Genomic DNA, 23,944 nt, shown 5'->3' with positions numbered 1-23,944 from the left:
TACGCGTTCATATTTTATTGGCCAGCCACGGAGGAGAAGGCTTATCTTTTTTGTCATATACATTGTCCATTATTTCCAGAAAGTATGCAGCGCCTGCTTCTCCGCTCAGCGAGCGCCGGGCCCACTCTTGTATATCTGCCGCATTTGCAAATCCTGTTCCCGCAAGCATGGTATCTATAGCATTGCTGCAGCTGCCATGCTTGCGCCAGTCGAAGGTAACGCCATTCCGCTTGTCGGCAATAGCCCAGCTAACGCCGCATATATTGCTGCATATGGCTTTTAGTCCGTTCAGCAGGCCCTCGTTTATTATTACGCCCCAGCCATCTTTCCGGGTGCTGGGAAGCACTACCCAATCGTAATTGGTATACTGTTTCACCATTTCATTGTATTTCAGAAATGGGTGAAAGTATATATTCCCGGTAAGTGCATTATCCTGTACGAACTCTTTCAGTTTGTCCTCATCGGGGCCGCTACCATATATGTCCAGCCGGTATCTTTTATTTTCAGCCTTGGCAAGCTCTGTAACGAATGGGTATATGCCTTTGCCTTTTTCTACCCTGCCTGCGTAAATGATCTTGGTGATACCATCGGCTGTCTGCTGTTTTTCGGGGGCATCCACACTCACAAAGTACGCCCACGGAAAAACACGCTTTGCATTGAAGCCGATACGGGTATAGGTATTCACACCCTCTTTGCCTATGGCCAGCAAAAAATCGAAATGCCTGTAAAAGAACAGTCCGGTATACCAGTATTTCACATCTCTTAGCCTGCCCTTTATGCCGGTTCGGTCGTATGGTTCCGACATAGAGCCCATTCTCACTTTTCGTTTGGCGCCCCGCTTCATGGACACATTCATTATTTTGCTGCCTTTTATACCGCTGAGCACATGAATGGCGTCCCTATTTGTATCTACTATTTTTTTTATCCGTTCTCTGCTTGGCGCTACCTCTATTGTCACGCCTTCTATCTTCGGTACTTCCCAGCCCATGTTCTCGCGGTATGGCGATATATCACGTTCTACCACCAACATAACTTTTCGCACCCGTGGATGCCTAGCCAACGCTTCGAGGAAAGTCTTTTGATGAATGCTGATGATACCCTGCCAGAAAACGAGATCCATTATCTATTGTCGATGTGTAAATATAGGTACGCCTACCGCAAATGGCAAAAGTATCGCTATTTTTATAGAAGATCAATAGCAGATGATAATGAAGTTCCGGGTAGGTTCGTACGAAGAATATAAGCAGGCATATGCCGCCAGCGTGAACGACCCCTCGGGGTTTTGGGCAGGTGTGGCAGAGGAGTTCCTATGGCGGAGGCAGTGGGACAAGGTGCTGGAATGGGACTTTCGCAAGCCCGATGTAAAGTGGTTCATGAACGGACGGCTGAACATAACGGAGAACTGCCTGGACCGTCACCTGGCCACACAGGGTGATAAGCCTGCCATAATATGGGAGCCCAATGACCCCGGCGAGCCGCACAGGACCATAACCTACCGCGAGCTGCACGAACAGGTATGCCGGTTTGCGGCCGTGCTGCGGCGCAATGGCATACAGAAGGGCGACAGGGTATGCATATACATGGGTATGGTGCTTGAGCTGCCTGTGGCCATGCTGGCATGCGCACGCATAGGGGCCATACACTCGGTGATATTCGGCGGCTTCAGCGCGCAGAGTATAGCCGACAGGCTGCAGGATGCCGGAGCAGAATATATGATAACCTGCGACGGCGGCTACCGTGGCGCCAAGGACATACCCCTGAAGGCAACGGTAGATGATGCGCTATCGGTTTGCGGCTTTGTAAAAAGGGTGATAGTGCTGCAGCGTACCGGCATACCGGTGACCATGACGGAGGGACGTGATGTGTGGTGGCACGATGAAGTGGCTGCTACGGAGGGCAGCGTGACCACGGCCGAGGAAATGGATGCAGAGGATCCGCTGTTCATACTATATACATCGGGCTCTACGGGCAAGCCAAAGGGCGTGGTGCATACCACAGCAGGCTATATGGTATATGCCACATACAGCTTTGTGAACGTCTTTCAGGTGAGGGCGGATGATATACACTTCTGCACGGCCGATATAGGGTGGATAACAGGGCACTCCTACATAGTGTATGGGGTGTTGTGCGCGGGCGGTACATCGCTGCTGTATGAGGGCATTCCCACATGGCCCGATGCGGGCCGCTTCTGGGATATAGTGGGCAAGCACAGGGCCACCATACTGTATACCGCGCCCACGGCCATACGCAGCCTGATGGCCTATGGTACGGCGCCACTGCAGGGTAGAAGCCTGGCATCGCTGCGGGTACTGGGAACGGTAGGGGAGCCCATAAACGAAGAAGCATGGCACTGGTACAACGAGTATGTGGGCGGGAAGAACTGCCCTATAGTAGATACCTGGTGGCAGACGGAAAATGGAGGGATCATGATATCGAACCTGGCGGGTGTGACACCGGCAAAACCCGGCTATGCTACACTGCCGCTGCCCGGTATACAGCCGGTGCTGGTAGATGAAAAGGGCGATGTGATAACGGGGAACGATGTGAGCGGTAACCTGTGCATACGCTTTCCGTGGCCGGGCATGTTACGCACTACATGGGGAGACCATGAGCGCTGCAGGCTGAACTATTTTGCGGCCTATGACAATATGTACTTCACCGGCGATGGCTGCTACCGCGATGAACAGGGTATGTACCGCATAACCGGCCGCGTGGACGATGTGCTGAACGTGAGCGGCCACCGTATAGGCACGGCCGAGGTAGAGAACGCCATAAACATGCACGAGGGTGTGCTGGAGAGCGCGGTAGTAGGCTTTCCGCACGATGTGAAGGGGCAGGGCATATATGCCTATGTGATAATGGAAAGCATGCCCGATGATGACAGGCACATGCATGTGCGCGCAGCGATACTGGTGACCGTAACGGAAGTGATAGGTCCCATAGCGCGGCCCGATAAGATACAGTTCGTGAGTGGCCTGCCCAAGACGCGCAGTGGCAAGATAATGCGCCGCATACTGCGCAAGATAGCCGAGGGAGAGATGCATGCTCTGGGCGATACATCGACCCTGCTGGACCCTGCCGTGGTAGATGAGATAAAACGCACCAAAGTATAAAGGCCCGCCAGTAGACACCCGCCCAGTATCATCAAAGTTAACTGTGCTGAAATGCCGAGCCCAGATCCTTTAGGTTAAAAAATATTGAATTCGATCCGGTATAAAATATACATAGCTGATAAACAGCAAAAAGCCCCGGGAACTCCCGGGGCTTTTCAATACTTCCAATAATGACCTATTAATAGTCCATACCCATGCCGCCCGGCATACCACCCGGTGCAGGTGCAGCGCTCTTAGGCTCTGGCTTGTCGGCTATCACACACTCTGTAGTGAGGAGCATGCTGGCTATAGAAGCTGCATTCTCCAGCGCTACGCGGCTCACCTTTGTAGGGTCTATAACGCCGGCTGCGAACATGTTCTCATAGGTCTCGGTGCGGGCGTTGAAGCCGAAGTCGGCCTTGCCTTCGCGTACCTTCTGTACTATGATAGAACCTTCCAGGCCTGCATTGCCTACTATCTGGCGCAGCGGCTCTTCCAGTGCGCGGCGCACTATGGCTATACCGGTCTTTTCGTCGTTGTTGTCGGCAGATACACCGGCCAGCGATTCGATGGCGCGTATGTAGGCCACACCACCGCCGGGCACTATACCTTCTTCCACCGCAGCGCGTGTAGCGTGCAGGGCGTCGTCCACGCGGTCTTTCTTTTCTTTCATCTCTACCTCGGTAGCGGCACCTATGTACAGCACTGCCACACCACCGCTCAGCTTGGCAAGGCGTTCCTGCAGCTTTTCGCGGTCGTAGTCGCTGGTAGTGGTCTCTATTTGTGTCTTTATCTGGTTCACACGGGCAGTTATCACCTCTTTTTCGCCACGGCCACCTACTATGATAGTGTTGTCCTTATCGATAGTGATGCTTTCGGCCTGGCCCAGAGATGCTATAGTAGCATTGTCCAGCTTGTAGCCCTGGTCTTCGCTGATAACGGTACCACCTGTGAGAGCGGCTATATCCTGCAGCATTTCCTTGCGGCGGTCGCCAAAGCCGGGAGCTTTAACGGCGGCTATCTTCAGCGAGCCACGCAGCTTGTTCACCACCAGTGTGGCCAGCGCTTCGCCATCCACGTCTTCTGCTATTATCAGCAGGGGGCGGCCGCTTTGTACCACGCTTTCCAGTATGGGCAGTATGTCTTTCAGGGTGCTTACCTTCTTCTCGTATATGAGGATGTAGGGGTTCTGAAGCTCTACCTGCATCTTCTCAGAGTTGGTAACGAAGTATGCGCTCAGGTAGCCACGGTCGAACTGCATACCTTCTACCACTTCTACAGTGGTCTCGGTGCCTTTCGCCTCTTCTACGGTTATAACGCCCTCGTTGCCTACCTTGGCCATTGCCTGGGCTATGAGGCTGCCTATAGCGTTGTCGTTGTTGGCCGATATAGAGGCTACCTGCTCTATCTTCTTGTTGTCGTTGCCTACTTTTTCAGACTGTGCCTTCAGGTTGTCTACCACGGCTGCCACGGCCTTGTCTATACCGCGTTTCAGATCCATGGGGTTGGCGCCTGCGGCTACGTTCTTCAGACCCTCGCTGATGATGGACTGTGCCAGCACGGTAGCAGTAGTGGTACCGTCGCCCGCTATATCGGCGGTCTTAGATGCTACTTCCTTTACCATTTGTGCGCCCAGGTTCTCTATAGCGTCTTCCAGTTCTATTTCCTTTGCCACGCTAACGCCGTCCTTGGTGATGCCGGGAGCGCCGAATTTCTTTTCGATCACTACATTACGACCCTTTGGGCCCAGTGTCACCTTTACTGCATCGGCCAGTACGTCTACACCACGCTTCATCCTGTTGCGTGCATCGATGTCGAAGAAAAGTTGTTTTGCCATGTTTTTTTTAATTTTATGATTTTACAATTTGGCAATTAGCCAATTATAGATGTTTTTTATTTTAATTGTTTTATGGTGAACAGGCGATTGTCGCATTGCCTCATTGGTACATGCCCTAATTATATCACCGCTAATATATCGCTTTCGCGCATGATGATGAGGTTCTGGCCATCGAAGTTCACTTCGGTACCGGCATATTTGCCATAGAGAATGGTATCGCCAGATTTAACGGTCATCGGCTCGTCCTTCTTACCGGGGCCGGCAGCTACTACAGTACCACGCTGAGGTTTTTCTTTAGCTGTATCGGGGATGATGATACCACCTGCGGTCTTCTCTTCTGCGGCAGCGGGTTTCACTATTACCCTGTCGTGCAATGGAGTAATGTTCACGTTCTTTGTCATGACTTATAAAATTTTAAGTGTTTAAGGATGGTTGTTTTGATTTGGTTCATCACATATTGTGCCATAGCCGCTATCTGTTCTTTTTGGCACCTACTTCGTTCAAAATGGCAGTTCCGAGGGCCTGTTGTGACAAATTTTGGCAGTTTGCAGAAGGGATATGTCACATGTTGTATTAATGTTTAATTCATTGGGGCGGGAGATTTGCTTATTAGCGCCGTAAGGGCTAATTTTATATCAAACATGCCTGTCGGTAACCCCTCATGTTTTCCGTTTGTTAATTTATAGCGTTTTCGTTAATATAATGTAAATGCTATAGATGTTAAGATATAAAGCGGATATTTGCAGGGCGAAAACGACGGGCAAGGTGTATTTTTCGTAGTTAACTAATAGGCCTAAAAAGCTATCAACACAAGGTATGTCGAATATATTAGTAATAGAGGATGACGATATAATGCTGAAAGCTATTCGGAACATTCTGAGGAAGGACGGACATGAGGTACTGACGGCCAAGGATGGTAAGGAAGCTTTTGAAAAACTGGACAATGAGCAGTACGATGTGGTGATAACCGACCTGATGATGCCGTACGCCAACGGACTGGAAGTAGTGAGCCGCCTGCGCGCCAATACCGAAAAGCGCCATGTGGGTATAATAGTATGTTCGTCGGTAGGTAATGAGGAGACCATAACCGAGGCCTTCAGGCTGGGCGCAGACGACTACCTGAAGAAGCCGATAATGGCGGGTGAATTGATGATACGCATCCGCAAGCTGCTGGCCAATAGAAGCAGCAACCTAAAGCTTGTAACCAAGAAAAAATAATAGAGGAGTAGAGCGACATGTGGAAAGATCTGGTAGACCTATTATTCCAGGCATATGAGCAATTCAGTTTGCTCCCACTTTTTATTGAGATAGCCCTGGCATTCATCGTGATAGCCATTGTGGCCACGATAGTAGCCTATGGCGTGATAATGTACAAACGTTACCGCAGCTATGTGCACGAGAAAAGGGTGGCCTTTATAAGCCCCATAATAGAAGAACTGATAACCGAGCAGGTACTGCTGAACGAGAACCTGGGCAAGGACGTACTGATAGAAGAAATAGAGTTCGACCAGGCGGCGCTGGCCAATAAGGTATACAAAAAGCCCTTCGTACGGCAGATACTGATAGATACCCTGATACAGTACCGCAAGAACTTTCGTGGAGAGGTGGGCGACCTGCTGAGGAAGCTGTACATAGATATGGACCTGCAGAAAGACTCATTTGCCAAAATGAAGTCTATGAGGTGGGAGCGCAAGATAAAGGCGGTGGTGGAGCTGACACAGATGGACATATCCATATCGGACGTGACCATACTGCCGCTCACCAACAGTACCAACCCATCGCTGAGGGCGGCCGCACGAAATGCCTACATACAGCTCAGCAAGAACGAGCCTTTCAAATTCTTTGATATAGCCACAGAGCCGCTGCTGCCATGGGACCAGCTGGAGATGTTCAAGATCATCACCACTACGAAGGACATAGCCATCCCCAACTTCTCGCGCTGGGTGAGCTATTCATCTAACAAGAGCGTGGTATCCTTCTGCCTGAAGCTGATAGCCCACTACGACCAGCAGAGCGCCATACCCGCGGTAATGGAACTGCTGAACAACAAGGACCACTACTTTCGCGCCGATGCGATAGCCTGCCTGGGCAAGCTATCGGCAGAGGTGGCAGAGGAGAAGATGGTGCGTATATACAACCACCAGCCACTGAACTGCCAGATAGAGATACTGAAGGCGATGGGCAGCATAGCATCGGGCAAGTACTTGGAGTTCCTGAAGACAGAGTTCCTGTATTCGTCCAACTTCGATATACGCATGAATGCGGCAAGAGCCATCATACGGCACAATACACAACACTCCAGGCTGCTGGTGGAAGAGCTGATGGAAATGACCCATGAAGAGAACCAACTGATAATAAAACACTGTCTTAACCCGCTTATCAAGTATTAATGGGCGCCACATTCATAGAATATGCTTCCTGGTTCTTCGAGACCACCGTATTCATATATGGTGTGGGACTGCTGCTTATCTATGCTATACTGGCCATACTGTCGTTCGCGAACATACGCCTCTTCCTGCGCAAGGAAAGTTATACCGACTATAAGGTGATAGTAGGCTCGCCGCTGGCCCCCGGCATATCTGTGATAGCGCCGGCGTTCAACGAGGGTCTTACCATCATATCCAATGTGCGCTCGCTGCTTACGTTCGACTATCCGAACTATGAGGTGATCATCATAAACGACGGTAGTACCGATGATACGCTGGAGAAGGTGATCAAGGAATTCTCTCTGGTGAAAGTGGATTTTGCCTATGACGTGAAGCTGACATCGAAGCCGGTGAGGGGTGTATACAAATCGTCGGACGAGGCATATGCCAAGCTGCTGGTGGTGGACAAGGAGAATGGTAAGGCAAAGGCCGATGCCACGAATGTGGGTATAAACGTTTCGGCATTTCCCTACTTCCTGTGTACGGATGTGGATTGCATATTGCATACGCAGACCCTGCAAATGCTGGTGAAGCCCATAATGGAGGAGGAGAAGAAGCGCGTGATAGCCACCGGCGCCACGCTGCGCATGGCCAATTCATGCGAGGTGGATGAGGGTGTGCTGATAAACATAAAGGCGCCGCGCCCGCTGCTGGCCCGCTTCCAGGAGCTGGAGTATATCCGCTCCTTTGTGCTGGGTAAGATGGGGTGGAGCTACATCAATGCCGTACCCAACGTATCGGGCGGCCTGGGCTTGTTCGATAAGGAGATATCCATCAAGGCAGGCGGGTACGACCCCGCCTCCTTTGGTGAGGATATGGAGCTGCGTATGCGTATGTCGCGCTATGTGTACGACAACAAGATAGATGCATCGGTACGCTATATACCTACTACCCTGTGCTGGACGGAAGGCCCCACATCGGTGAAGATATTCATGAGGCAGCGTACCAGGTGGGCGCGCGGCCTGCTACAGCTGATGCTGGCACACAAAAAAATGCTCTTCAACCCGGCATATGGCAGGGTTGGCTTCATAGTGTTCCCCTACAACTTCTTTTTCGAGCTGCTGGCGCCGGTTATAGAGTTCCTGGGTATCATCTACTACATATTCCTTATCTACTTCGGGCTGGTGAACTGGCCCTATGCCATCATACTGCTGATATTCGTTTATACCTATTCGGTAATGATATCTACGCTGTCGGTACTGTGGGACCAGCTTACTTTCCAGTACTACAAGACGTGGGGCGATGTGGCCAGGATAGCCGCTATGGTGTTCATAGAAATGATCATATACCACCCGCTGATAGTGGTGTTCTCTATAAGAGGTTATTATTTTCAGCTTACCAACCGCAAGCACTCGTGGGGCAATATGCAGCGTGCAGGTTTCAAGAAATCGAAGAGTACTTTGCCCCAATCACCGACCACACAAGCAACATAAAATATATAACAAGGACGTAGGGATAAGGTATGAAGCTTTTTTATGATCTCTTTTCTGGTGGTACGTTCTGGGATGCCGTAGGTGTGTTCTACCAGTCGGCGGTGTTCATATATGGTACATCGCTGCTGATGGCATATGCCATGCTGGCCATCATGTCGCTGATATCCATACAGCGGTACATGAAGAAGAACGCCTCTGTAGATTTCCAGGTGATAGTGGAGTCGCCGCTAGCGCCGGGCATATCGGTGATAGCGCCTGCCTTCAACGAGGGTGTTACCATCATATCGAACGTGCGCTCGCTGCTTACGTTCAACTACCCGAAGTTCGAGGTGATAATAGTGAACGACGGTAGTACCGACGATACGCTGGAGAAACTGATAGATGAATATGAGCTGGTGCATGTGGAATATGCCTTCAGGGAGAAGCTGAACTGCGAGCCTATAAAAAGGATATTCAAATCGACGAACAGGGCGTATGAGAAGCTGGTAGTGGTAGATAAGGTGAACGGTAAGAGCAAGGCCGATGCATCGAACGCGGGCATCAATATATCTTCTTACGACTACTTCCTGTGTACGGATGTGGACTGTATACTGGACAAGGATACCCTCATAAAGCTGATAAAGCCCTTCATGGACGAGGAGACCACCAAGGTGAAAGAGGTGGGCGCACCCTGCCAGGAGTGTGGCTATGTGCATATAGAAGAGGATTACAGGCGTGTCATAGCATCGGGAGCCACACTGCGCATGGTGAACTCCTGCGATGTGGACGAGGGCCTGATGATACGCGTGCGCCCGCCGCGCAGGCTCATACCCCGTTTTCAGGAGATGGAGTATATACGCGCCTACATGCTGGGTAAAATGGGATGGGATTTCATCAATGCCGTACCCAACGTATCGGGCGGGTTGGGTATGTTCGATAAGGAGATAGCCGTAAAAGCGGGCGGGTACGACTCTAAATCCTTTGGCGAGGATATGGACATGGTGACGCGTATGTGCGCCTTCATGAAGGACAACAAAAGGAAATACTCTGTACGCTATGTGCCCCTTACCCTGTGCTGGACGGAAGGACCTACTACCCTGAAGGTGTTCGGCCGCCAGCGCTCACGCTGGGGACGCGGACTGGCGCAGATAATGAGCATACACAGGAAGATAATAGGCAACCCCCGCTACGGCAGGCTGGGTCTTATAGTATTCCCCTACAACTTTCTGTACGAGCTGCTGGCGCCTATAGTAGAGTTCACGGGTATATTGTTCTATATCTACCTCATCATCACCGGGCAGATCAACTGGCCGTTCGCCATCATCCTTATCGTTTTCGTTTATACCTATTCGGTAATGATCACTACACTGGCCCTGCTGTGGGACCAGCTCACTTTCAAGTATTATAAAACGTGGGGCGAGACCATAGGCCTGTGCCTGATGGCCTTCCTGGAGCCCTTCATCTATCACCCGCTCATCATGTTCTTTGCCATCAAGGGTTACTTCAACTTTGTGACAGGGCGTAAGCATGTGTGGGGCAATATGCAGCGGCAGGGCTTTGGTATGCAGCCTACCAAGAAGAAGACAGATGCAGCCGCTATGGCCGCTACGAAGTAGTAAAAAAGTAAAAGGAGTATATATAATGAAGTTTGTGACACGGTTGTTGCCGGTATTATTGGTCTTGATGTTCGTGGGGCTGCCCGTGCAGGCGCAGTGGCTCAAGATGATCGAGTCTTCCGATAACCTGTACAACGAAGCGAAGAAGGAGATAGAGCTGAAGCACTACCAGAAGGCGATAGTGATGTGCAATAAGGCGATAGACATATCGCCCAAGAACCTGGACATACACCTGCTGCTGGGCCATGCCTACTCGCTGGCAGGGAAAATAGACAGCGCCCGTGCAGAGCTGAACTATGTGCTGAACAAGAACCCCCGCTACCGCGATGCCTACATATACCTGGTGAACATGGAAGACCTGGCGTGTAACTACTTGCAGGCACTGGAGTATGCCGATATGGGCCTGAAGTATTTTCCCAACGACAGGGACCTGCTGCTGAAGAAGCTGAACATATATGTGAAGATGGGCGACTGGATGGAGAGCAACCGCCTGGCCGATTACCTCTTCGACCGTTTCTCTGCCGACCCCTTCATTCGCAGTGTGTATCTGGACTATAAGCTGGCCGTGGCACGGCAATATTCGCACAGGGGATATATAGAGATAGCAAAACGAGCCTATGAGGCCGTGCTGGAACAAGACCCGCTGAACAAAGAGGCGCTTACGGCCATCTTCGGGCTCGACCTCCGGTCGGGCAATTACGAGAGCTCACTGCAGTTCACGAACAGGGCGCTGCAGTCTACCCCCAACTCTTATGAATACCTGATGAAGAAGGTGGGCATACTGGAGGCCATGTCGCGCTATGTAGAGGCGATAGAGGTAGTAGAGAAGCTGATAAAGCTATACCCCACCAATGCCGATGTGCAACGCCTGAACACCTATATACGCATGGCGGCAGGCAAATTCTATATGAATACCGACCCCTACCTGCTATTCGCGGCGGTGCTGGATCGTGAGCCATCTAATCGCGACGCGCTGAACTATATGATCAACATATGCTTTAGCCGTGGCAATGAATTGCTGGCACTGCAGTGGGTGAATTTTGGACTCAGATCATCGCCCAATGATTTTGAGCTGCTGAAAAGGAAGCTGGGCATACTGGAAGAGCTGAAACGCTATGGTGCGGCATCGGTGATAGCAGAGGCCATGTTCAGGGACAACCCCAACGAATTCAATAAGACGAACTTCCTGGAGCTGCGCACCCTGGCTGCAAAACAATACATGAACGAAATGGAGTACGACAGCGCCATAGTAGCGCTGCGGTCGGTACTCTTTTACGACAGGGCCAATATAGCGGCTACCAATTACCTGATAAACATCTATACCATACAGAAGCGCTATGACGATGCCCTGCGTACTATAGACGAGGCGCTGGCCTCTTACCCCGATGATGAGCACCTGCTCTTCAAGAAGGCGGTGGTGCTGGATGGCTACCAGCGCTATGCCGATGCTGCGGCCATATCGAAACAACTGCTGGAGGCACACCCTGAGAACAGGCAATACCTGGCCAGCCTCATAGAGCAATCGCTGGCAGCAGGCAGGCAGGCCATGCAGTACGACGACTATTACAATACGCTGAAAGTACTGCGCGATGTACTGGACAAACAACCCGACAATATAGATGCGCTGAACTACATCATCAATGTAGAGAGTGCCATAAAGGACTATGACTCTGCATTGTACTATGTGGACCAGGGGCTGAGGTATTATCCCGATTCCAAGGACCTGCTTTTCCGCAAGTCGCTGGTGTATGCCGATGCGAAGCAATACAAGACGGCCTACGAGATATCGGGGCCATTATACAAGGCATACCCGTACAATATACGTTACAGGGCGGCATACATGGAGCAGCACCTGGGCGCAGGCCGCGAGTACCTGGAAAAGAGCAATAAGGACAGCGCACTGGTAGAGTTCTACGAGGCACTATCGGTGGCGCCCAAGGACACCATACCGCTATACCATACCATAAACCTGCAGATAGACATGAAGCAGTACGATACTGCTATAGCCCTGCTGAACAGGGGCAGGGCATTCTTCCCGCAGAACTATTTTTTCCTGCACAGGAAGGCAGAGGTACTGGAGGCACAGGGCAAGTATGAGGAGGCATGGCGTACCGCCGATACACTGGCCAAGATGAGCCAGCGCCCGGGCTATGTAGATTATGCAGCGCTGCTGTACGCCCGCAGGCTGAAGAACGAGATAGGCTTGTTCTACCTGCATTCAAAGATAATACAGGCGGCTACCCTGCCACCTATCATCAATAGTATAGCCACCGTACAGTATGGGCGCTATATAAAAAAGGGGGTGGTGTACCTGCGTATGAACTATGCCGGCCGCCTCACGGGTACGGGTTACCAGTTCGAAGGGGAGACCTACTACAACCATTCCAAGAAGTTCTTCTCTCACCTGGCTATCGCCTACTCCCCCACATCACTGGTGTTCCCGGGGCTTAGGTTAGCGTACTCGGGCAATATAGCCCTGAGCAATGGCTATACGGTAGAGCTGGGTGCGCGCTACCTGCAACTGCAGAACAATAGCACATCTACATCTCCGGTAGTGGGCCTGTCGAAGGAAGTGGGCGACTTCCTACTGAACATGAGAGTGTTCTATATGCAGATAAACTATAACGACACCAATACCAATACTACCATCAACGATAGCTATTTATCCGGCATATTTACCGCCAGGTATTACCTGCGCGATAACAGGAGTGAGAACTTCTCTTTCATTGCCGGTTATGGTAATGTGCCGGACGATTTCAGTACCAACTACTTCCTGACCGGATTTGCGAAGTACCAGACAGTGACGTGTGGCGTGGGCTACCGCAGGCAGTTCCACTATCGTACCACCTTTGGTGTGAATGCGAGCTGGTACAACATGAAGACGAACGAGACGAGCTTCAGGAACCAATACGATATTTATCTTACTTTGCTGAGGAAATTCTAGTATACATACTCTAATGAAACTTATATATCACTTGGCTTTTCTGCTGGTGGGTGTGAGCGCGTGCAGCGGCAGCGCCCAGGAAGTGACCCTGATAGATGGCGGTACCTCTACCTATTCCATAGTTGTACCTGCCGAGCCTACGAATCTGGAGCAGCGCTCTGCAACAGTGTTGCAAGACTACATAAAGCGTGCCACGGGCATGCAGCTGGCCATAGTGAACGAGCCGCGCAAGACCACCGCCAATGCCATATATGTAGGCAACACCAAAAAAGAAGGTATACTGGTGCCGGGCCGGCTGCCCGATGAAAGCTATCGCCTGCAGATGATGGGCAACGACCTGGTGATATGTGGCGGCAGCGGCAGGGGACTTATATATGGTGTATATGCCTTTATAGAAAAGTATATAGGCGCACGAAAATTTGCCGATGTGCCTGCTGTAGTACCCGGGCTAAAGAAGCTGAAGATACCTGCCGATATGAAGGACGAAAGCAGGCCCCTGTTCGTATACCGCGAAACATACTACCCGGCCCTGCGCGATGTGGAGTACCTGGAATGGCACAGGCTGCAGCAGTTCGAAGACCTGTGGGGGCTGTGGGGGCACTCTTACAATAAGCTGGTGCCTGTGGGTACTTACTTCAAAGCGCACCCGGAGTACTATGCACTGGTAAAGGGCGTAAGGCAGGGCACGCAGCTATGTCTGAGCAATGAGGAGGTCTTCAACATTACTGTGGCCGAGCTGAGGAAGCGTATGGCCGCTAACCCCGATGCGCTGTACTGGTCTGTAAGCCCGAATGATGATATAGGCTGGTGCGAATGCGGCCAGTGCAAGGCCGCCGACGATGAGCAGGGCACACATGCGGGCTCGCTCATAAAATTCGTGAACAGGGTAGCGAAGCAGTTTCCCGACAAGCGCATCACCACACTGGCCTATGGCTATACGCACCGTGCGCCAAAGAGCCTGGAACCCGGCGATAATGTGTACATCTTCCTGAGCAATATAGATGCCTACCGCGATAAGCCGCTGGCGCAAGAGGGTACGGCAGCTACCTTTCGCAATGATGTGAAACAGTGGGGCGCGCTTACAAAGAACCTCTTTGTGTGGGATTATATAACACAGTTCACCAACTATCTTGCTCCTTTCCCCAACTTCCTGACCCTGCAGCCTAATATGCAGTACTACAAGGAGAATGGAATAAAGGGTGTGTTCGCGCAGGGTAGTGGCGATACCTATGGCGAATGGGCCGAGCTGCGCTGCTACCTGGAGGCGAGGCTGCTGAACAATGAGAAGGCCGATGTGAAAGAACTGACCGGGGAATTCCTGCAGGGCTACTATGGGCCTGCGGCAAAATTCCTGCTGCAGTATATAGGGCAACTGCATGGCAATATGGAGGACAGCAAACGCAAGCTGGACATCTATGGTAACCCTGTGAACGAATGGAACAGCTACCTGGCGCCCGAGAAGCTGAACGCCTATAGCGAGATACTGGAGGCTGCAGCCGCAGCGGTAGAAACAAAGCCCATATATGCAGAGCGCGTGGCCCGGGTATGGCTGCCGCTGGAATATACGGTGCTGCAGCAGACACGTTTCTACGGTATAGAGAAGTATGGCGTATTTGAGAAAGACAGCAAGGGTGTGTGGACAATAAAATCCGGGCTGAAAGAAAAAGTAGCGCGCTTTGTAGCTGACTGCAAGAAAGCAAAGGTGACAGAGCTGTCGGAAGGGGGAATAGGTCCCGATGCCTATAAGGCCGAATGGGATGCCATATTTGCCGCAGGCGTTACACCGTCTATAGCCACAGGCGCTGCAGTAACTCTGAAATACCCCTTTGTGCCGGAATACCCCGCAAAGGGCACGCGTACGCTTACGGACGGTACGCCGGGTTATAACGATTTCAGCTACAACTGGCTGGGCTTTTATGGTACCGATATGGTGGCTACCATAGATATGGGTGCTGCCAGGAACATGACAGGCGTAAAGATGCATTTCCTGGACGACCCGAGGCATTGGATATTCCTGCCATCGAAGATAGTGGTAGAGGTGTCGGATGATGGCGCTACCTACAGGCCATATGCCACCATAGCCACCCCTGCCGATGAGGAACACTATGCCGTAGCAGTAACGCCCTTTATGGCAGAAGGTAAGACAAAGGCCCGCTTTGTAAGAGTAACGGCCACCAATATACCTGCGCTGCCTGCATGGCGCCACCGCGAGAACAAGAAACCTATGATAGCCTGCGACGAGATATATGTGCAGTGATGCATGATAGCAACTACACAATGGAGATATAGAAAAGGGGTCTCAGCAGCGTTGAGACCCCTTTTCGTTTTATATGTCGTTAGCTTAGAACTTGAAGTTGTAGGTGATGGCAGGTATGATGGGTAGTATGTATACCTGGTACACCTTTATATCTATGCCCTGGTTCACATTGCCCGAATTGTCCACATAAAGGAAGTAAGGGTTCTTGCGGTTGTATGCATTGTATACCGAGAATGCCCAGCTGCCTTCCCATTTGCGCTTCTTCTTTGGCTGCGGGGTGTAGGTGGCAGAGAGGTCCAGGCGGTGATAGGCAGGTATACGGTATGCATTTATCTTGCTGTAGAGCTGCACCAGTTCGCCATCTATGAAGTAGTAGGCGGTAGGTAGCGTAACGGCATTGCCCGAGCCGAATACGAACACGGCAGAGAGTGTCCACTTTTTGTTCACGTTGTAGCTGCTGGTAACAGATATATTGTGCCTGCGGTCGTACTTCAGCGGGAAGGTCTCGCCGCCGTTCAGTTGTGTGAAGGTCTGGTTGGTCCAGGCCAGTGTGTAGCCTATCCAGCCGGTGAATTTGCCCTGTGTCTTATTGATGAAGAACTCGGCGCCATAGCTTTCGCCCTTACCGAAGACATACTCCAGCTCGGGATCGCGCAGAGAGTTAGGCGTATAGCCTTCGCGGTACTGTAGCTGGTTCTCCATATTCTTATAGTATACCTCTACCGATGTCTCCAGCTTGTTGTCGAGGAAGTTGTGGAAGTAGCCTGCCGATACCTGGCGTGCCTTCTGCGGCTGCACCAGGGCAGTGCTGGGCGCCCACACATCGGTAGGCAGGGTAGAGCCATTGTTGGTAACGAGGTGTATATACTGGTAGGTCTGCGCAAAGCTGGCCTTTATAGAAGACCTGTCCGTAAGGGCGAAGCGAAGGTTCAGGCGTGGCTCCCAGCCGCCATAGGTCTTCACCAGTTCTCCCTTTTTGTACTTGGCACTGTCGGTCACATTGCCTGCTGCATCCATCTTCAGCGATGTATAGGGGCCTATCTGTCCGAAGGCAGAGTAGCGCAGACCTACATTTACCTTCAGCCAGTCGGTAGGGTCAAAGTCGTCCAGTATATATATACCCCCCTCATGTGCATACTTGGTAAAGGCATTGCTGGGCTCTAGTGTAATGGTATCCAGCTGGCCCGATACCTGGTTGGGTATGAAGGTATGGTAGGTGTATGCAGCGCCTGCCTTTATATGGTGATTGAAAGATGTATAATAGTCGAAGTCGGTCTTGGCATTATAGTCCCTTATCCCCGATGACAGCTTTACCGAGAAGGTGCTGAGGCTGAAGGTAGATGCGAAATCGTAATCGTTGTATACAAGGGTGGTATTGGCAAAGAGCTTATCGGTGAACTGGTGGTTCCAGCGCAGGGTGGCGGTGTTATTGCCCCAGGGTATATCGGCCTGGAAGGAGCCGCGCGAGTTGGCGAACTTGAATTTATCTACACCTGTATAGCCGCTCAAGTATAGCCTGTCGCGGGTGCCCAGTATGTAGTTGGCCTTCAGGTTAGCATCGTAGAAGTAGTAGCCTGTGTTCTGCAGCCTGTCGGAGAAAGGGCGCGCCAGCACATCGATATACGTTCTGCGCCCCGATACCATGAAGGAGCCTTTCTCTTTTTTGATAGGGCCCTCTATGGTAAGGCGTGAGGCTATGAGACCTATACCGCCCTCGGCATGGTATTCTTTGAGGTTGCCATCCTTCATAGATACATCTACCACCGATGACAGGCGGCCGCCATAGTTGGCAGGTGGCGCACCCTTTATGAGGGTCACATCCTTTATGGCATCGCCATTGAACACCGAGAAGAAGCCGAAGAGGTGGCCGGTATTGTATACCACGGCATCATCCAGCAGCACCAGGTTCTGGTCGGGGCCGCCACCGCGCACATAGAAGCCCGAGTTGCCCTCGCCTGCGCTCTGCACACCGGGCAGCAGTTGCAGGGTCTTCAGTATATCTACCTCGCCAAAGAGCACGGGCAGTTGCTTTATGCGGCCTATGGACAGGCTTATGGTGCCCATGTCGGCCTTTTTCACGTTCTCGTCCTTGCGTCCGGCGGTCACTTTCACCTCCTTCATGGTGGTACCATTGGAGAGCTCGGCATTATACTTCTTATTGGCGCTGAGGTCCATCTCCATAGATATGGACTCGTAGCCCACATAGGAGTATATGACGGTGTACTTGCCCGCAGGCACAGTAACAGAGTAGAAGCCATAATTGTTGGTAGTGGCACCCTGGTCGGCACCCTTGATGTATACGGTACCGGCTATGAGCGACTCGCCCGTGGCGGCATCGCGCATATAGCCGCTGAGCGATACTTTTTGCTGGGCCAATACTATGGTGGAAAGAAAAACAAAGAACAGGGAGAGCAGGGAACGCATGTGTGGAAAATTGTGGTGCAAAAGTAAGCTAACCTATATTCTGGCAATGTTTCCGGCAGCGTAGTATAAAAATTAACAGATCGTTTTTAAGCAATATGGCTCTCGGGTTAAAAAACAAGGAGTAATATGATGGAGTATGCAGCTCTGAGGTAGTACTTATTCCCAGATGGTGAAGTTGTCGGGAAGGGCTACTGGTAATGGCCCCTGCACTTTATTATCTCTATATCGGTGTTCGTGATCTTGTAAATGAGCCTGTGCTCGTGAGTGATGCGCCTGCTCCAATACCCTGAAAAAGCACCTTTAAGCGGTTCGGGTTTACCCAGACCGGTAAAGGGGGTATTCTGAATGTTTCGCAGTAGCAGTATGATCTTTTGTATGATCTCAGGGTCGGCCTCCATCCATTCATTATATTCTCTGAATGCATCAGGAGTGAATGTCACCCTTCTCATGCAGACTTTTTGTTTGAAAAGGCTTCCAGTTCATCGATAGTAAAGGAAACGAGTCCATTGCGTTGTTCAAGGTCTGCCTTGGAGCGATTCAATGTTTCCATATAGTTCCGCGAATACTCATTGAAAGATATGGTCAACTCAGCATCATCATTTCCTTTGAAAAGCGCTCTTAGCTTTTCCAGGAAAGCAGTATTCAACTCAGAGACCTTAATTTTTATCAACGCATCCATAGGGTACTTTTTTGTAAAGATAAATAATTGCCGCCTATATGACCTGAAAAACGCTGTCGGAACCGTATGGTTCAACACATCTCACACCTTCATCACCTGGCTGGCCTGTACCCAGCCGGTGCGGTTGTCGGGCAGGGCTACTTCCAGCCAGTTGCCGCCATCGGTTATTATGCGTACTGTGGTGCCCTCGGGCAGCAGGGCGGCGGGTTTGCCCTTTATCTGCTGGGCGTTCATGAGCGGGGTGTCCTGCTCAAAGACAACTGCCTTGCGCGGGTTCACACTATTGGCAGCGGCCACCAGGCCAAAGATGATGGCACATGCGCTGACGAAGCCCAGTATGCCGGGTAGCTGCATGGGTAGCCGTCCGCCGCCCTGTGTGTAACGGCGAGCCCAGTATATACCCAGCGCCATAAGGAAGGCTATGAGCGCTACAGCGGCCCATGTACCTGCCATGGTGTGGGCGGTGAGGCCACGCCACCATGTTACGAAAAATATATCTTCTGCCGGCGCTACCTGGTGACTGATGCGCGCCTGTGTGATGGTGAGATTGTCGTGCGCATCGCGGTGGCCGGGGTCCACATGCAGGGCACGCTCATAGTTCAGCACGGCGGGTGCTATCTTGTTCAGGCGGTAGTAGGTATTGCCCAGGTTGTAGTATACTTCGGCATTGTGCGGATGCAGGGCCGCTACCTGCTCGTAGTACCAGGCCGCGCTGTCGTACTGCTTTTGTATGTAGTAGCCGGTGGCCTTCTTCCAGTGGGCCTGCCAGTCGGCGGCCATGCCGTGCAGCGACAGCATCACAAGGGCTAATATGGCTGCTATACGGTTCATGCTTTGAATATATCTTCCAGGTCGCTTATCACTTTTACGGCATCTTCGTAGGTATCGTTCATGGTGCGAAGCCCACCGCTGGCATAGAGCGATGTCTCGCATTCTGTTATCACATGCTCCAGCCTCTTCTGTACATCGTCAGGTACCTTGCGGCTGTTCATGGCCTCTGTGGCCGTTTCCCTCGATAGGGCCGAGAGTGGTATGGACAGCTTATCGCTAAGGTAGAGCCATATGGCCTTAGATATCTCTTCGTAGAATGGTTTTTTGTCCTTCTGTTGCAGCAGGGTGCGTGTAGTGGCCAGGCGCTGAAAGGCCACCTTATTGGCGCGTTTCTTGCGCAGGGCCACCGTATCGCGCGATAGCTCCTCGTCCCTGCGGCGCCATACCACATAGCCTGCCAGCAGGGCCATAGGCAGCACATAGAGCGACCAATACCCGGGCTTGTGCATAATGGGGCCGCTATCGAAGGTCAGTTCCGGCGGAGTTTGTTTCAGTATGTCGTGTATGTCTTTGTAGCTGCTTACGTTGTTATCAGGCTTGCGGCTCATGTAGTTCTTGCCGGGTTTTACCTGCAGTTTCACTTCGTTGGTCTGCACGGTAGTATAGCTACCCGTTTGCGGATCGAAATAGGATAGCGTCACGGGGGGTATGGTATAGTCGCCCGGTGTTTGCGGGGTGATGACATAGGTAACTATCTTGGAGCCCGATATAGTAGTACTGCGCCCTGTGATGGTATCTATTATCACAGGGTCGTAGGTGGTGAGGCCATTGGGCAGGGTAGGGCGCGGCGCCTCTATCAGTTTCAGGTTGCCGTTACCATTTATATCCAGTGTATAAGTGGCCACATCGTCGGTGGTAAGTGTGCGCTTGTCTATCTTCCCGGTTATGGAGAAATTGCCCACCGCACCGCTGAAGCTCTCCGGCTTGTTCTTGTCGGGCAGGGGTGCTACTTCTATCTTCACAGGTGCGCTCTGCAGGTGTACAGGCACATCCTTATACACCATGGTATTGTAGTAGGTATTGTTGAAGTATGGATCATCCATCATCAGCGTACCGGCACCAAATGGGTCGAAGAGGTCGGACATCTTGCGGCGCACCTGCTGCACCACACGCGCCATACCCTTTGCCTCGGCAGGGTCCAGTTCCAGCGTACCGGCCTGTGTAGGGAACAGGGCCGATTTCTTCAGCAGGAATACCTGGAACTTCTTGCCATTCACAACCTCCTCGGTAGGCTTGGCCTGCTTGGGTATGTCGAAGTCCTGTGCCCAGAAGCCGTTCAGCGTAGGCAGCTTGGATATAGATACCTGCATAGGCACACGCGAATACAGCTTGTAGCTTATGGTCACTTGCTCGCCCAGGCGCACCTTGCTCTTGTCGGCGGTCACCTTTATGAAGAGGTCCTTCTTTATCTCGGCATCATTCACAGGAGGGTCGGCATCGGCCTGAGCCTGGGGTTGCTGCTGTGGCTGCTGGCCTCTTGCGGCCTGTGCCCGCTGCTGTAGCTGCTGCATGTGCATCTGCTGCATTTGTTGCATCTGGCGCATCATGGCGGTTATATCATCATCGCCATCAGAGAAGGGGTCGAAACCGCCACGCTGCTGTGGGCGCTGCTGGGCCAGAGAGCCAGCCACCACCTGTATGGTCACCGAATTGGACTGATAAGAATGCCCTGCGCCATCCTTGGCCACTATAGGCGGTATGGTAAAGGTGCCCTCTCTGCGTGGCTGTAGTGTGTAGGTGAGCGTAAGGGCCTGCGAGGTCACCACCCTGTTGCCCGATATAGAGGTATTGGAGCTTTGAGACTGGTATGGGCCACCTACTATCACAAAGTCTGCGTCCGAAGGATTGGTGACGGTACGCAGATCCTGTGCATCGCGTATGGTGTATTGCACATTTACCTGGTCTCTTATACCCATTTTGGTAGCGCCGGCCACAGCTGTGAATACCACATTCTGTGCATACACCATATAGCAGCTACCTGTAAGCAAGAGCAATACAAAGCAACAACGCCACATATTATGTATAATGCGTTTCATTTTGAGACGGCTACAAAAATAATCCGTATGCCCATGGATGGAAGAAAGAAGGGGGTTAAAGCTACGTTAAAAAGAAGACGTATGTGTTGCAAAGCGGGCCGTAGGTGTACACATGTGGCACACCGGTGTGCCCCTGCGACACGCCGGCACACACTATGCAGAACGCCTGGAAAGAGGCGTAAGAAAGGCTTTGAGAATTTATTTTGAAATTCGATACCCGCCTGTTATCTTTGCGCTCCCATCAGGGAAACGGTGTGGTAGCTCAGTTGGTAGAGCAAAGGACTGAAAATCCTTGTGTCGGGGGTTCAATTCCCTCCCACACCACCAAGAAAATCAACGACTTGTGACAAAAATCACAAGTCGTTTTTCTTTTCAGGTCAAACATAGGTCAAACAATGCGCTGTGGTAAATTTCTAAGTCCTAAAAATATGTGCTGTTTTATGGCGGTTTGTTGAAACATTGCATGCACCTCATTTTAGTCTCAGTCGCGGTATATTTAATTTCAGGGTAGTATTTTTGAAAGTGCTTTATCGGCTTTAGCTACATCTCCTTTATCCAAATAGCTATCTAAGTTTTCAGCATTTGCTTTTAGCGTATTTACTTTATTCGACGCCCATGATGGCAAGTTGCTTGTTGAAAGTTTATCTATTGCATATAAAAGACCGCTTTCCTGGTTGTCATTATTAAAGTTCATGTCCGCGATTTTCGTTTCCAAATCATAGGATGCATAAGGATAAGAATTGCATGCGTTCCAGTACTTCAATAGGCGGATAATCGGCTTAACCACGGAATTGTACTTTTGGTTTGCTTTCGTGAGCGTTTTGTTGAATTCGTCTGGTTCTGTTTCCATCCAACCTCCGCTTTTATCGGGTATTTCTATGCTATCGTAGAAAAACCCCTTGTCGAAAATGCATGGCACGAGGTCGAACTTGATAAAATTGAGTTCTATCACGATAGAGGGATGATCTTTGCCGACAACAGACTTACGATAGGTTTGGTCAGCAAATTTGAGCAGTTGAGTACGATAACTTTCGGGCTTCAGCTTTTTATAGTCTTTTGTGTTGAATTCTATAAGTATGTCTATGTCCGATTGTTCGCCCAAAGGATAATTGTATTAATGCCGCTGTAAGGCTTGTCATTCCAGCGAAGCGGTCGGACAATATTATTAGCAAGGTTGTCGCTGCTCCAAGGTTTACGCCATGTAAGTTCACCTTTCTCCAGGTCTTCAATGATCTTGTTTGTAATGCGGGTATAAACGTCTTGTTGTTGGCTCATGTCAGTTACCTTTCAGGAAATGATTTTGGAGAGGAGTTGTAGGAAGCGGATTAACCGCTTTCCCCTTCCTGAACGGGTTGAGCCTTTGCCGGATGAATGACGCACTTGAGGTCGCCAATATAAAGGTTGATGCTTTTTCCGTTGCGATGCTTAAAGCCAGAGCCAACGATTTGCGATTTTCCGTCCACTTGCTTGAATACGAAGAAGTCAGGTTTTTTCTTTTCTGTTGTTGTCATGTTTATTTCTCCTTTTGTTGAAATCACCCTTGCGGGCATACCCCGGCCACGCAGGAACAGTTACGGCGTCAAGAAGAAAATTGGGGGCAACCTTTAGGGGGAGCCGATTTTCTTCTTGATGCAGGAAGTAACTGTGGATGCGAGGGGTTAGACTTGCCCGCTTGGTATTTCATCGGCACAAGGGGATTGCTGATGACAATGAAAGGAAGCAGGCTATTTCAGTTCAGGTTATATGTGGTGTTCTTCAAAATCCTTGATGGCTCTGAATATTCGATAGGAAGCAGGCTATTTCAGTTCAGGTTATATGTGGTGTTCTTCAAAATCCTTGATGGCTCTGAATATTCGATAGGCTACCTGTGGCACTATTGCATTGCCGTACATCTTGATGGAGTTCATTCGCCACTTTGAAAAGGTAATTCCGTCCAGTTGAAGGGGAAGCCCATCATCTCCGCCACAAACCGGGGATTGAGTTTGCCAGTCGCGCCAATTTCCGAGCGGATAAAATCCGGCAAGCTGTTCGATGTGCTTCTGCCAATGCGCTTTAGCGTTTCGGGCGTTCTTGCGCCTTTCCAGTCTCTTGCTGTCGGGGTCGGCAATAGAGATACCCAGCGGCTTAACGTCATGCTGTGCATTTTCCCGGCTTTCGTTTGCGAGCTTTTTACGTTTGCCGTGAAGCCTGTTGCATCTATCGCTATCGGGGTGGGCGCCAGCCTGAGCCAAGTTTTCTGAAGGTACTGGGCTTGCGTTGTTGCGTCTTCTGGCCACGAACCAAACGCGGTCGCGCTGGTGCGGGGCGTTGATACCTGCAGCTGGCAGTACATAAGGCCAGACGTTGTAACCTTGAGCTTCCATGTCAAGTAAGACCTGACGGAATACCAG

General features: G+C 51.0%; 19 protein-coding genes and 1 tRNA gene. 8 read left to right on the top strand and 12 right to left on the bottom strand.

Features of this window, described 5'->3' with window-relative positions; translation table 11 throughout:
- Window positions 1-7 precede the first annotated feature (7 nt).
- The gene (locus tag ABD843_RS14025; RefSeq protein WP_345084330.1) at window positions 8-1,030 is read right to left on the bottom strand and encodes a glycosyltransferase; all 1,023 of its coding nucleotides are present in this window, start codon (window positions 1,028-1,030) and stop codon (window positions 8-10) included.
- 178 nt (window positions 1,031-1,208) lie between these two features.
- Here ABD843_RS14025 and acs point away from each other — a divergent pair, with 178 nt between their 5' ends.
- Window positions 1,209-3,113: an acetate--CoA ligase gene (acs, locus tag ABD843_RS14020; RefSeq protein WP_345084327.1), complete on the top strand. Its 1,905-nt coding sequence runs from the start codon at window positions 1,209-1,211 to the stop codon at window positions 3,111-3,113.
- A gap of 178 nt (window positions 3,114-3,291) precedes the next feature.
- Here the strand turns inward: acs and groL are convergent, their stop codons facing one another.
- Together groL and ABD843_RS14010 are read right to left on the bottom strand one after the other, a co-directional pair.
- Window positions 3,292-4,929 (bottom strand): chaperonin GroEL, encoded by a 1,638-nt coding sequence (gene groL / locus ABD843_RS14015; RefSeq protein ID WP_345084324.1) that lies wholly within the window; start codon window positions 4,927-4,929, stop codon window positions 3,292-3,294.
- A gap of 119 nt (window positions 4,930-5,048) precedes the next feature.
- Entirely contained in the window at window positions 5,049-5,330 is a 282-nt protein-coding gene (locus ABD843_RS14010; RefSeq protein ID WP_345084322.1) for a co-chaperone GroES, read from the bottom strand.
- Window positions 5,331-5,745: 415 nt separating this feature from the next.
- On the opposite strand from ABD843_RS14010, the gene ABD843_RS14005 reads away from it, so the two are divergent.
- The 6 genes from ABD843_RS14005 to ABD843_RS13980 are packed head-to-tail and all read left to right on the top strand — an operon-like array spanning window position 5,746 to window position 15,584.
- Window positions 5,746-6,147 (top strand): response regulator transcription factor, encoded by a 402-nt coding sequence (locus tag ABD843_RS14005; protein WP_345084320.1) that lies wholly within the window; start codon window positions 5,746-5,748, stop codon window positions 6,145-6,147.
- A gap of 17 nt (window positions 6,148-6,164) precedes the next feature.
- Window positions 6,165-7,319, top strand: a complete 1,155-nt coding sequence (locus ABD843_RS14000) for a HEAT repeat domain-containing protein (protein ID WP_345084317.1) — start codon at window positions 6,165-6,167, stop codon at window positions 7,317-7,319.
- A complete protein-coding gene (locus ABD843_RS13995; protein WP_345084314.1) occupies window positions 7,319-8,788 on the top strand; it encodes a glycosyltransferase family 2 protein in 1,470 nt (489 codons plus the stop codon). Before ABD843_RS14000 ends, ABD843_RS13995 begins: the two co-directional genes overlap by 1 nt.
- A gap of 29 nt (window positions 8,789-8,817) precedes the next feature.
- On the top strand, window positions 8,818-10,383 hold the full coding sequence (locus tag ABD843_RS13990; protein WP_345084311.1) for a glycosyltransferase family 2 protein: 1,566 nt from the start codon (window positions 8,818-8,820) through the stop codon (window positions 10,381-10,383).
- A gap of 25 nt (window positions 10,384-10,408) precedes the next feature.
- Window positions 10,409-13,327, top strand: coding sequence for a tetratricopeptide repeat protein (locus tag ABD843_RS13985; RefSeq protein ID WP_345084308.1), 2,919 nt, complete (start codon window positions 10,409-10,411; stop codon window positions 13,325-13,327).
- A 13-nt stretch (window positions 13,328-13,340) separates the two neighbouring features.
- Window positions 13,341-15,584 (top strand): DUF4838 domain-containing protein, encoded by a 2,244-nt coding sequence (locus tag ABD843_RS13980; protein ID WP_345084305.1) that lies wholly within the window; start codon window positions 13,341-13,343, stop codon window positions 15,582-15,584.
- Window positions 15,585-15,668: 84 nt separating this feature from the next.
- Here ABD843_RS13980 and ABD843_RS13975 read toward each other — a convergent pair whose 3' ends face one another.
- From ABD843_RS13975 to ABD843_RS13955, 5 genes are all read right to left on the bottom strand, one after another.
- Window positions 15,669-18,008 carry a TonB-dependent receptor gene (locus tag ABD843_RS13975; RefSeq protein WP_345084302.1) on the bottom strand — a complete coding sequence of 780 codons (2,340 nt, stop codon included), beginning with the start codon at window positions 18,006-18,008 and terminating at the stop codon, window positions 15,669-15,671.
- A 188-nt stretch (window positions 18,009-18,196) separates the two neighbouring features.
- Window positions 18,197-18,457: a Txe/YoeB family addiction module toxin gene (locus ABD843_RS13970; protein WP_345084299.1), complete on the bottom strand. Its 261-nt coding sequence runs from the start codon at window positions 18,455-18,457 to the stop codon at window positions 18,197-18,199.
- Window positions 18,454-18,687: a hypothetical protein gene (locus tag ABD843_RS13965; protein ID WP_345084296.1), complete on the bottom strand. Its 234-nt coding sequence runs from the start codon at window positions 18,685-18,687 to the stop codon at window positions 18,454-18,456. Before ABD843_RS13965 ends, ABD843_RS13970 begins: the two co-directional genes overlap by 4 nt.
- Window positions 18,688-18,768: 81 nt before the next feature.
- Window positions 18,769-19,518 (bottom strand): tetratricopeptide repeat protein, encoded by a 750-nt coding sequence (locus ABD843_RS13960; RefSeq protein ID WP_345084293.1) that lies wholly within the window; start codon window positions 19,516-19,518, stop codon window positions 18,769-18,771.
- On the bottom strand, window positions 19,515-21,554 hold the full coding sequence (locus ABD843_RS13955) for a BatD family protein (RefSeq protein WP_345084290.1): 2,040 nt from the start codon (window positions 21,552-21,554) through the stop codon (window positions 19,515-19,517). Before ABD843_RS13955 ends, ABD843_RS13960 begins: the two co-directional genes overlap by 4 nt.
- A gap of 251 nt (window positions 21,555-21,805) precedes the next feature.
- Here ABD843_RS13955 and ABD843_RS13950 point away from each other — a divergent pair.
- Window positions 21,806-21,881, top strand: a tRNA-Phe gene (locus ABD843_RS13950).
- Window positions 21,882-22,056: 175 nt separating this feature from the next.
- On the opposite strand, the gene ABD843_RS13945 is transcribed toward ABD843_RS13950, so the two are convergent.
- From ABD843_RS13945 to ABD843_RS13935, 4 genes are all read right to left on the bottom strand, one after another.
- Window positions 22,057-22,656 carry an SMODS domain-containing nucleotidyltransferase gene (locus tag ABD843_RS13945; RefSeq protein WP_345084287.1) on the bottom strand — a complete coding sequence of 200 codons (600 nt, stop codon included), beginning with the start codon at window positions 22,654-22,656 and terminating at the stop codon, window positions 22,057-22,059.
- Window positions 22,635-22,829 (bottom strand): ArdC-like ssDNA-binding domain-containing protein, encoded by a 195-nt coding sequence (locus ABD843_RS16440; RefSeq protein WP_425575756.1) that lies wholly within the window; start codon window positions 22,827-22,829, stop codon window positions 22,635-22,637. Before ABD843_RS16440 ends, ABD843_RS13945 begins: the two co-directional genes overlap by 22 nt.
- 50 nt (window positions 22,830-22,879) lie before the next feature.
- Window positions 22,880-23,065, bottom strand: a complete 186-nt coding sequence (locus ABD843_RS13940) for a hypothetical protein (RefSeq protein WP_345084284.1) — start codon at window positions 23,063-23,065, stop codon at window positions 22,880-22,882.
- 300 nt (window positions 23,066-23,365) lie between these two features.
- Window positions 23,366-23,917 (bottom strand): hypothetical protein, encoded by a 552-nt coding sequence (locus ABD843_RS13935; RefSeq protein ID WP_345084281.1) that lies wholly within the window; start codon window positions 23,915-23,917, stop codon window positions 23,366-23,368.
- Window positions 23,918-23,944: the final 27 nt, after the last annotated feature.

Source organism: Nemorincola caseinilytica (genome assembly GCF_039540515.1).
In the GTDB taxonomy this organism is placed as follows: Bacteria; Bacteroidota; Bacteroidia; order Chitinophagales; family Chitinophagaceae; genus Nemorincola; species Nemorincola caseinilytica.
The sequence above is the reverse complement of the archived record's forward strand: the minus strand, read 5'-3'. Positions and strand labels throughout refer to the sequence as shown.

Coding starts and splice junctions, on each gene's coding strand:
- ABD843_RS14025 (WP_345084330.1), bottom strand. CDS start 1,030: ATGTTGGTGGTAGAACGTGATATATCGCCATACCGCGAGAACATGGGC.
- acs (WP_345084327.1), top strand. CDS start 1,209: ATGAAGTTCCGGGTAGGTTCGTACGAAGAATATAAGCAGGCATATGCC.
- groL (WP_345084324.1), bottom strand. CDS start 4,929: ATGGCAAAACAACTTTTCTTCGACATCGATGCACGCAACAGGATGAAG.
- ABD843_RS14010 (WP_345084322.1), bottom strand. CDS start 5,330: ATGACAAAGAACGTGAACATTACTCCATTGCACGACAGGGTAATAGTG.
- ABD843_RS14005 (WP_345084320.1), top strand. CDS start 5,746: ATGTCGAATATATTAGTAATAGAGGATGACGATATAATGCTGAAAGCT.
- ABD843_RS14000 (WP_345084317.1), top strand. CDS start 6,165: ATGTGGAAAGATCTGGTAGACCTATTATTCCAGGCATATGAGCAATTC.
- ABD843_RS13995 (WP_345084314.1), top strand. CDS start 7,319: ATGGGCGCCACATTCATAGAATATGCTTCCTGGTTCTTCGAGACCACC.
- ABD843_RS13990 (WP_345084311.1), top strand. CDS start 8,818: ATGAAGCTTTTTTATGATCTCTTTTCTGGTGGTACGTTCTGGGATGCC.
- ABD843_RS13985 (WP_345084308.1), top strand. CDS start 10,409: ATGAAGTTTGTGACACGGTTGTTGCCGGTATTATTGGTCTTGATGTTC.
- ABD843_RS13980 (WP_345084305.1), top strand. CDS start 13,341: ATGAAACTTATATATCACTTGGCTTTTCTGCTGGTGGGTGTGAGCGCG.
- ABD843_RS13975 (WP_345084302.1), bottom strand. CDS start 18,008: ATGCGTTCCCTGCTCTCCCTGTTCTTTGTTTTTCTTTCCACCATAGTA.
- ABD843_RS13970 (WP_345084299.1), bottom strand. CDS start 18,457: ATGAGAAGGGTGACATTCACTCCTGATGCATTCAGAGAATATAATGAA.
- ABD843_RS13965 (WP_345084296.1), bottom strand. CDS start 18,687: ATGGATGCGTTGATAAAAATTAAGGTCTCTGAGTTGAATACTGCTTTC.
- ABD843_RS13960 (WP_345084293.1), bottom strand. CDS start 19,518: ATGAACCGTATAGCAGCCATATTAGCCCTTGTGATGCTGTCGCTGCAC.
- ABD843_RS13955 (WP_345084290.1), bottom strand. CDS start 21,554: ATGAAACGCATTATACATAATATGTGGCGTTGTTGCTTTGTATTGCTC.
- ABD843_RS16440 (WP_425575756.1), bottom strand. CDS start 22,829: ATGAGCCAACAACAAGACGTTTATACCCGCATTACAAACAAGATCATT.
- ABD843_RS13940 (WP_345084284.1), bottom strand. CDS start 23,065: ATGACAACAACAGAAAAGAAAAAACCTGACTTCTTCGTATTCAAGCAA.
- ABD843_RS13935 (WP_345084281.1), bottom strand. CDS start 23,917: ATGGAAGCTCAAGGTTACAACGTCTGGCCTTATGTACTGCCAGCTGCA.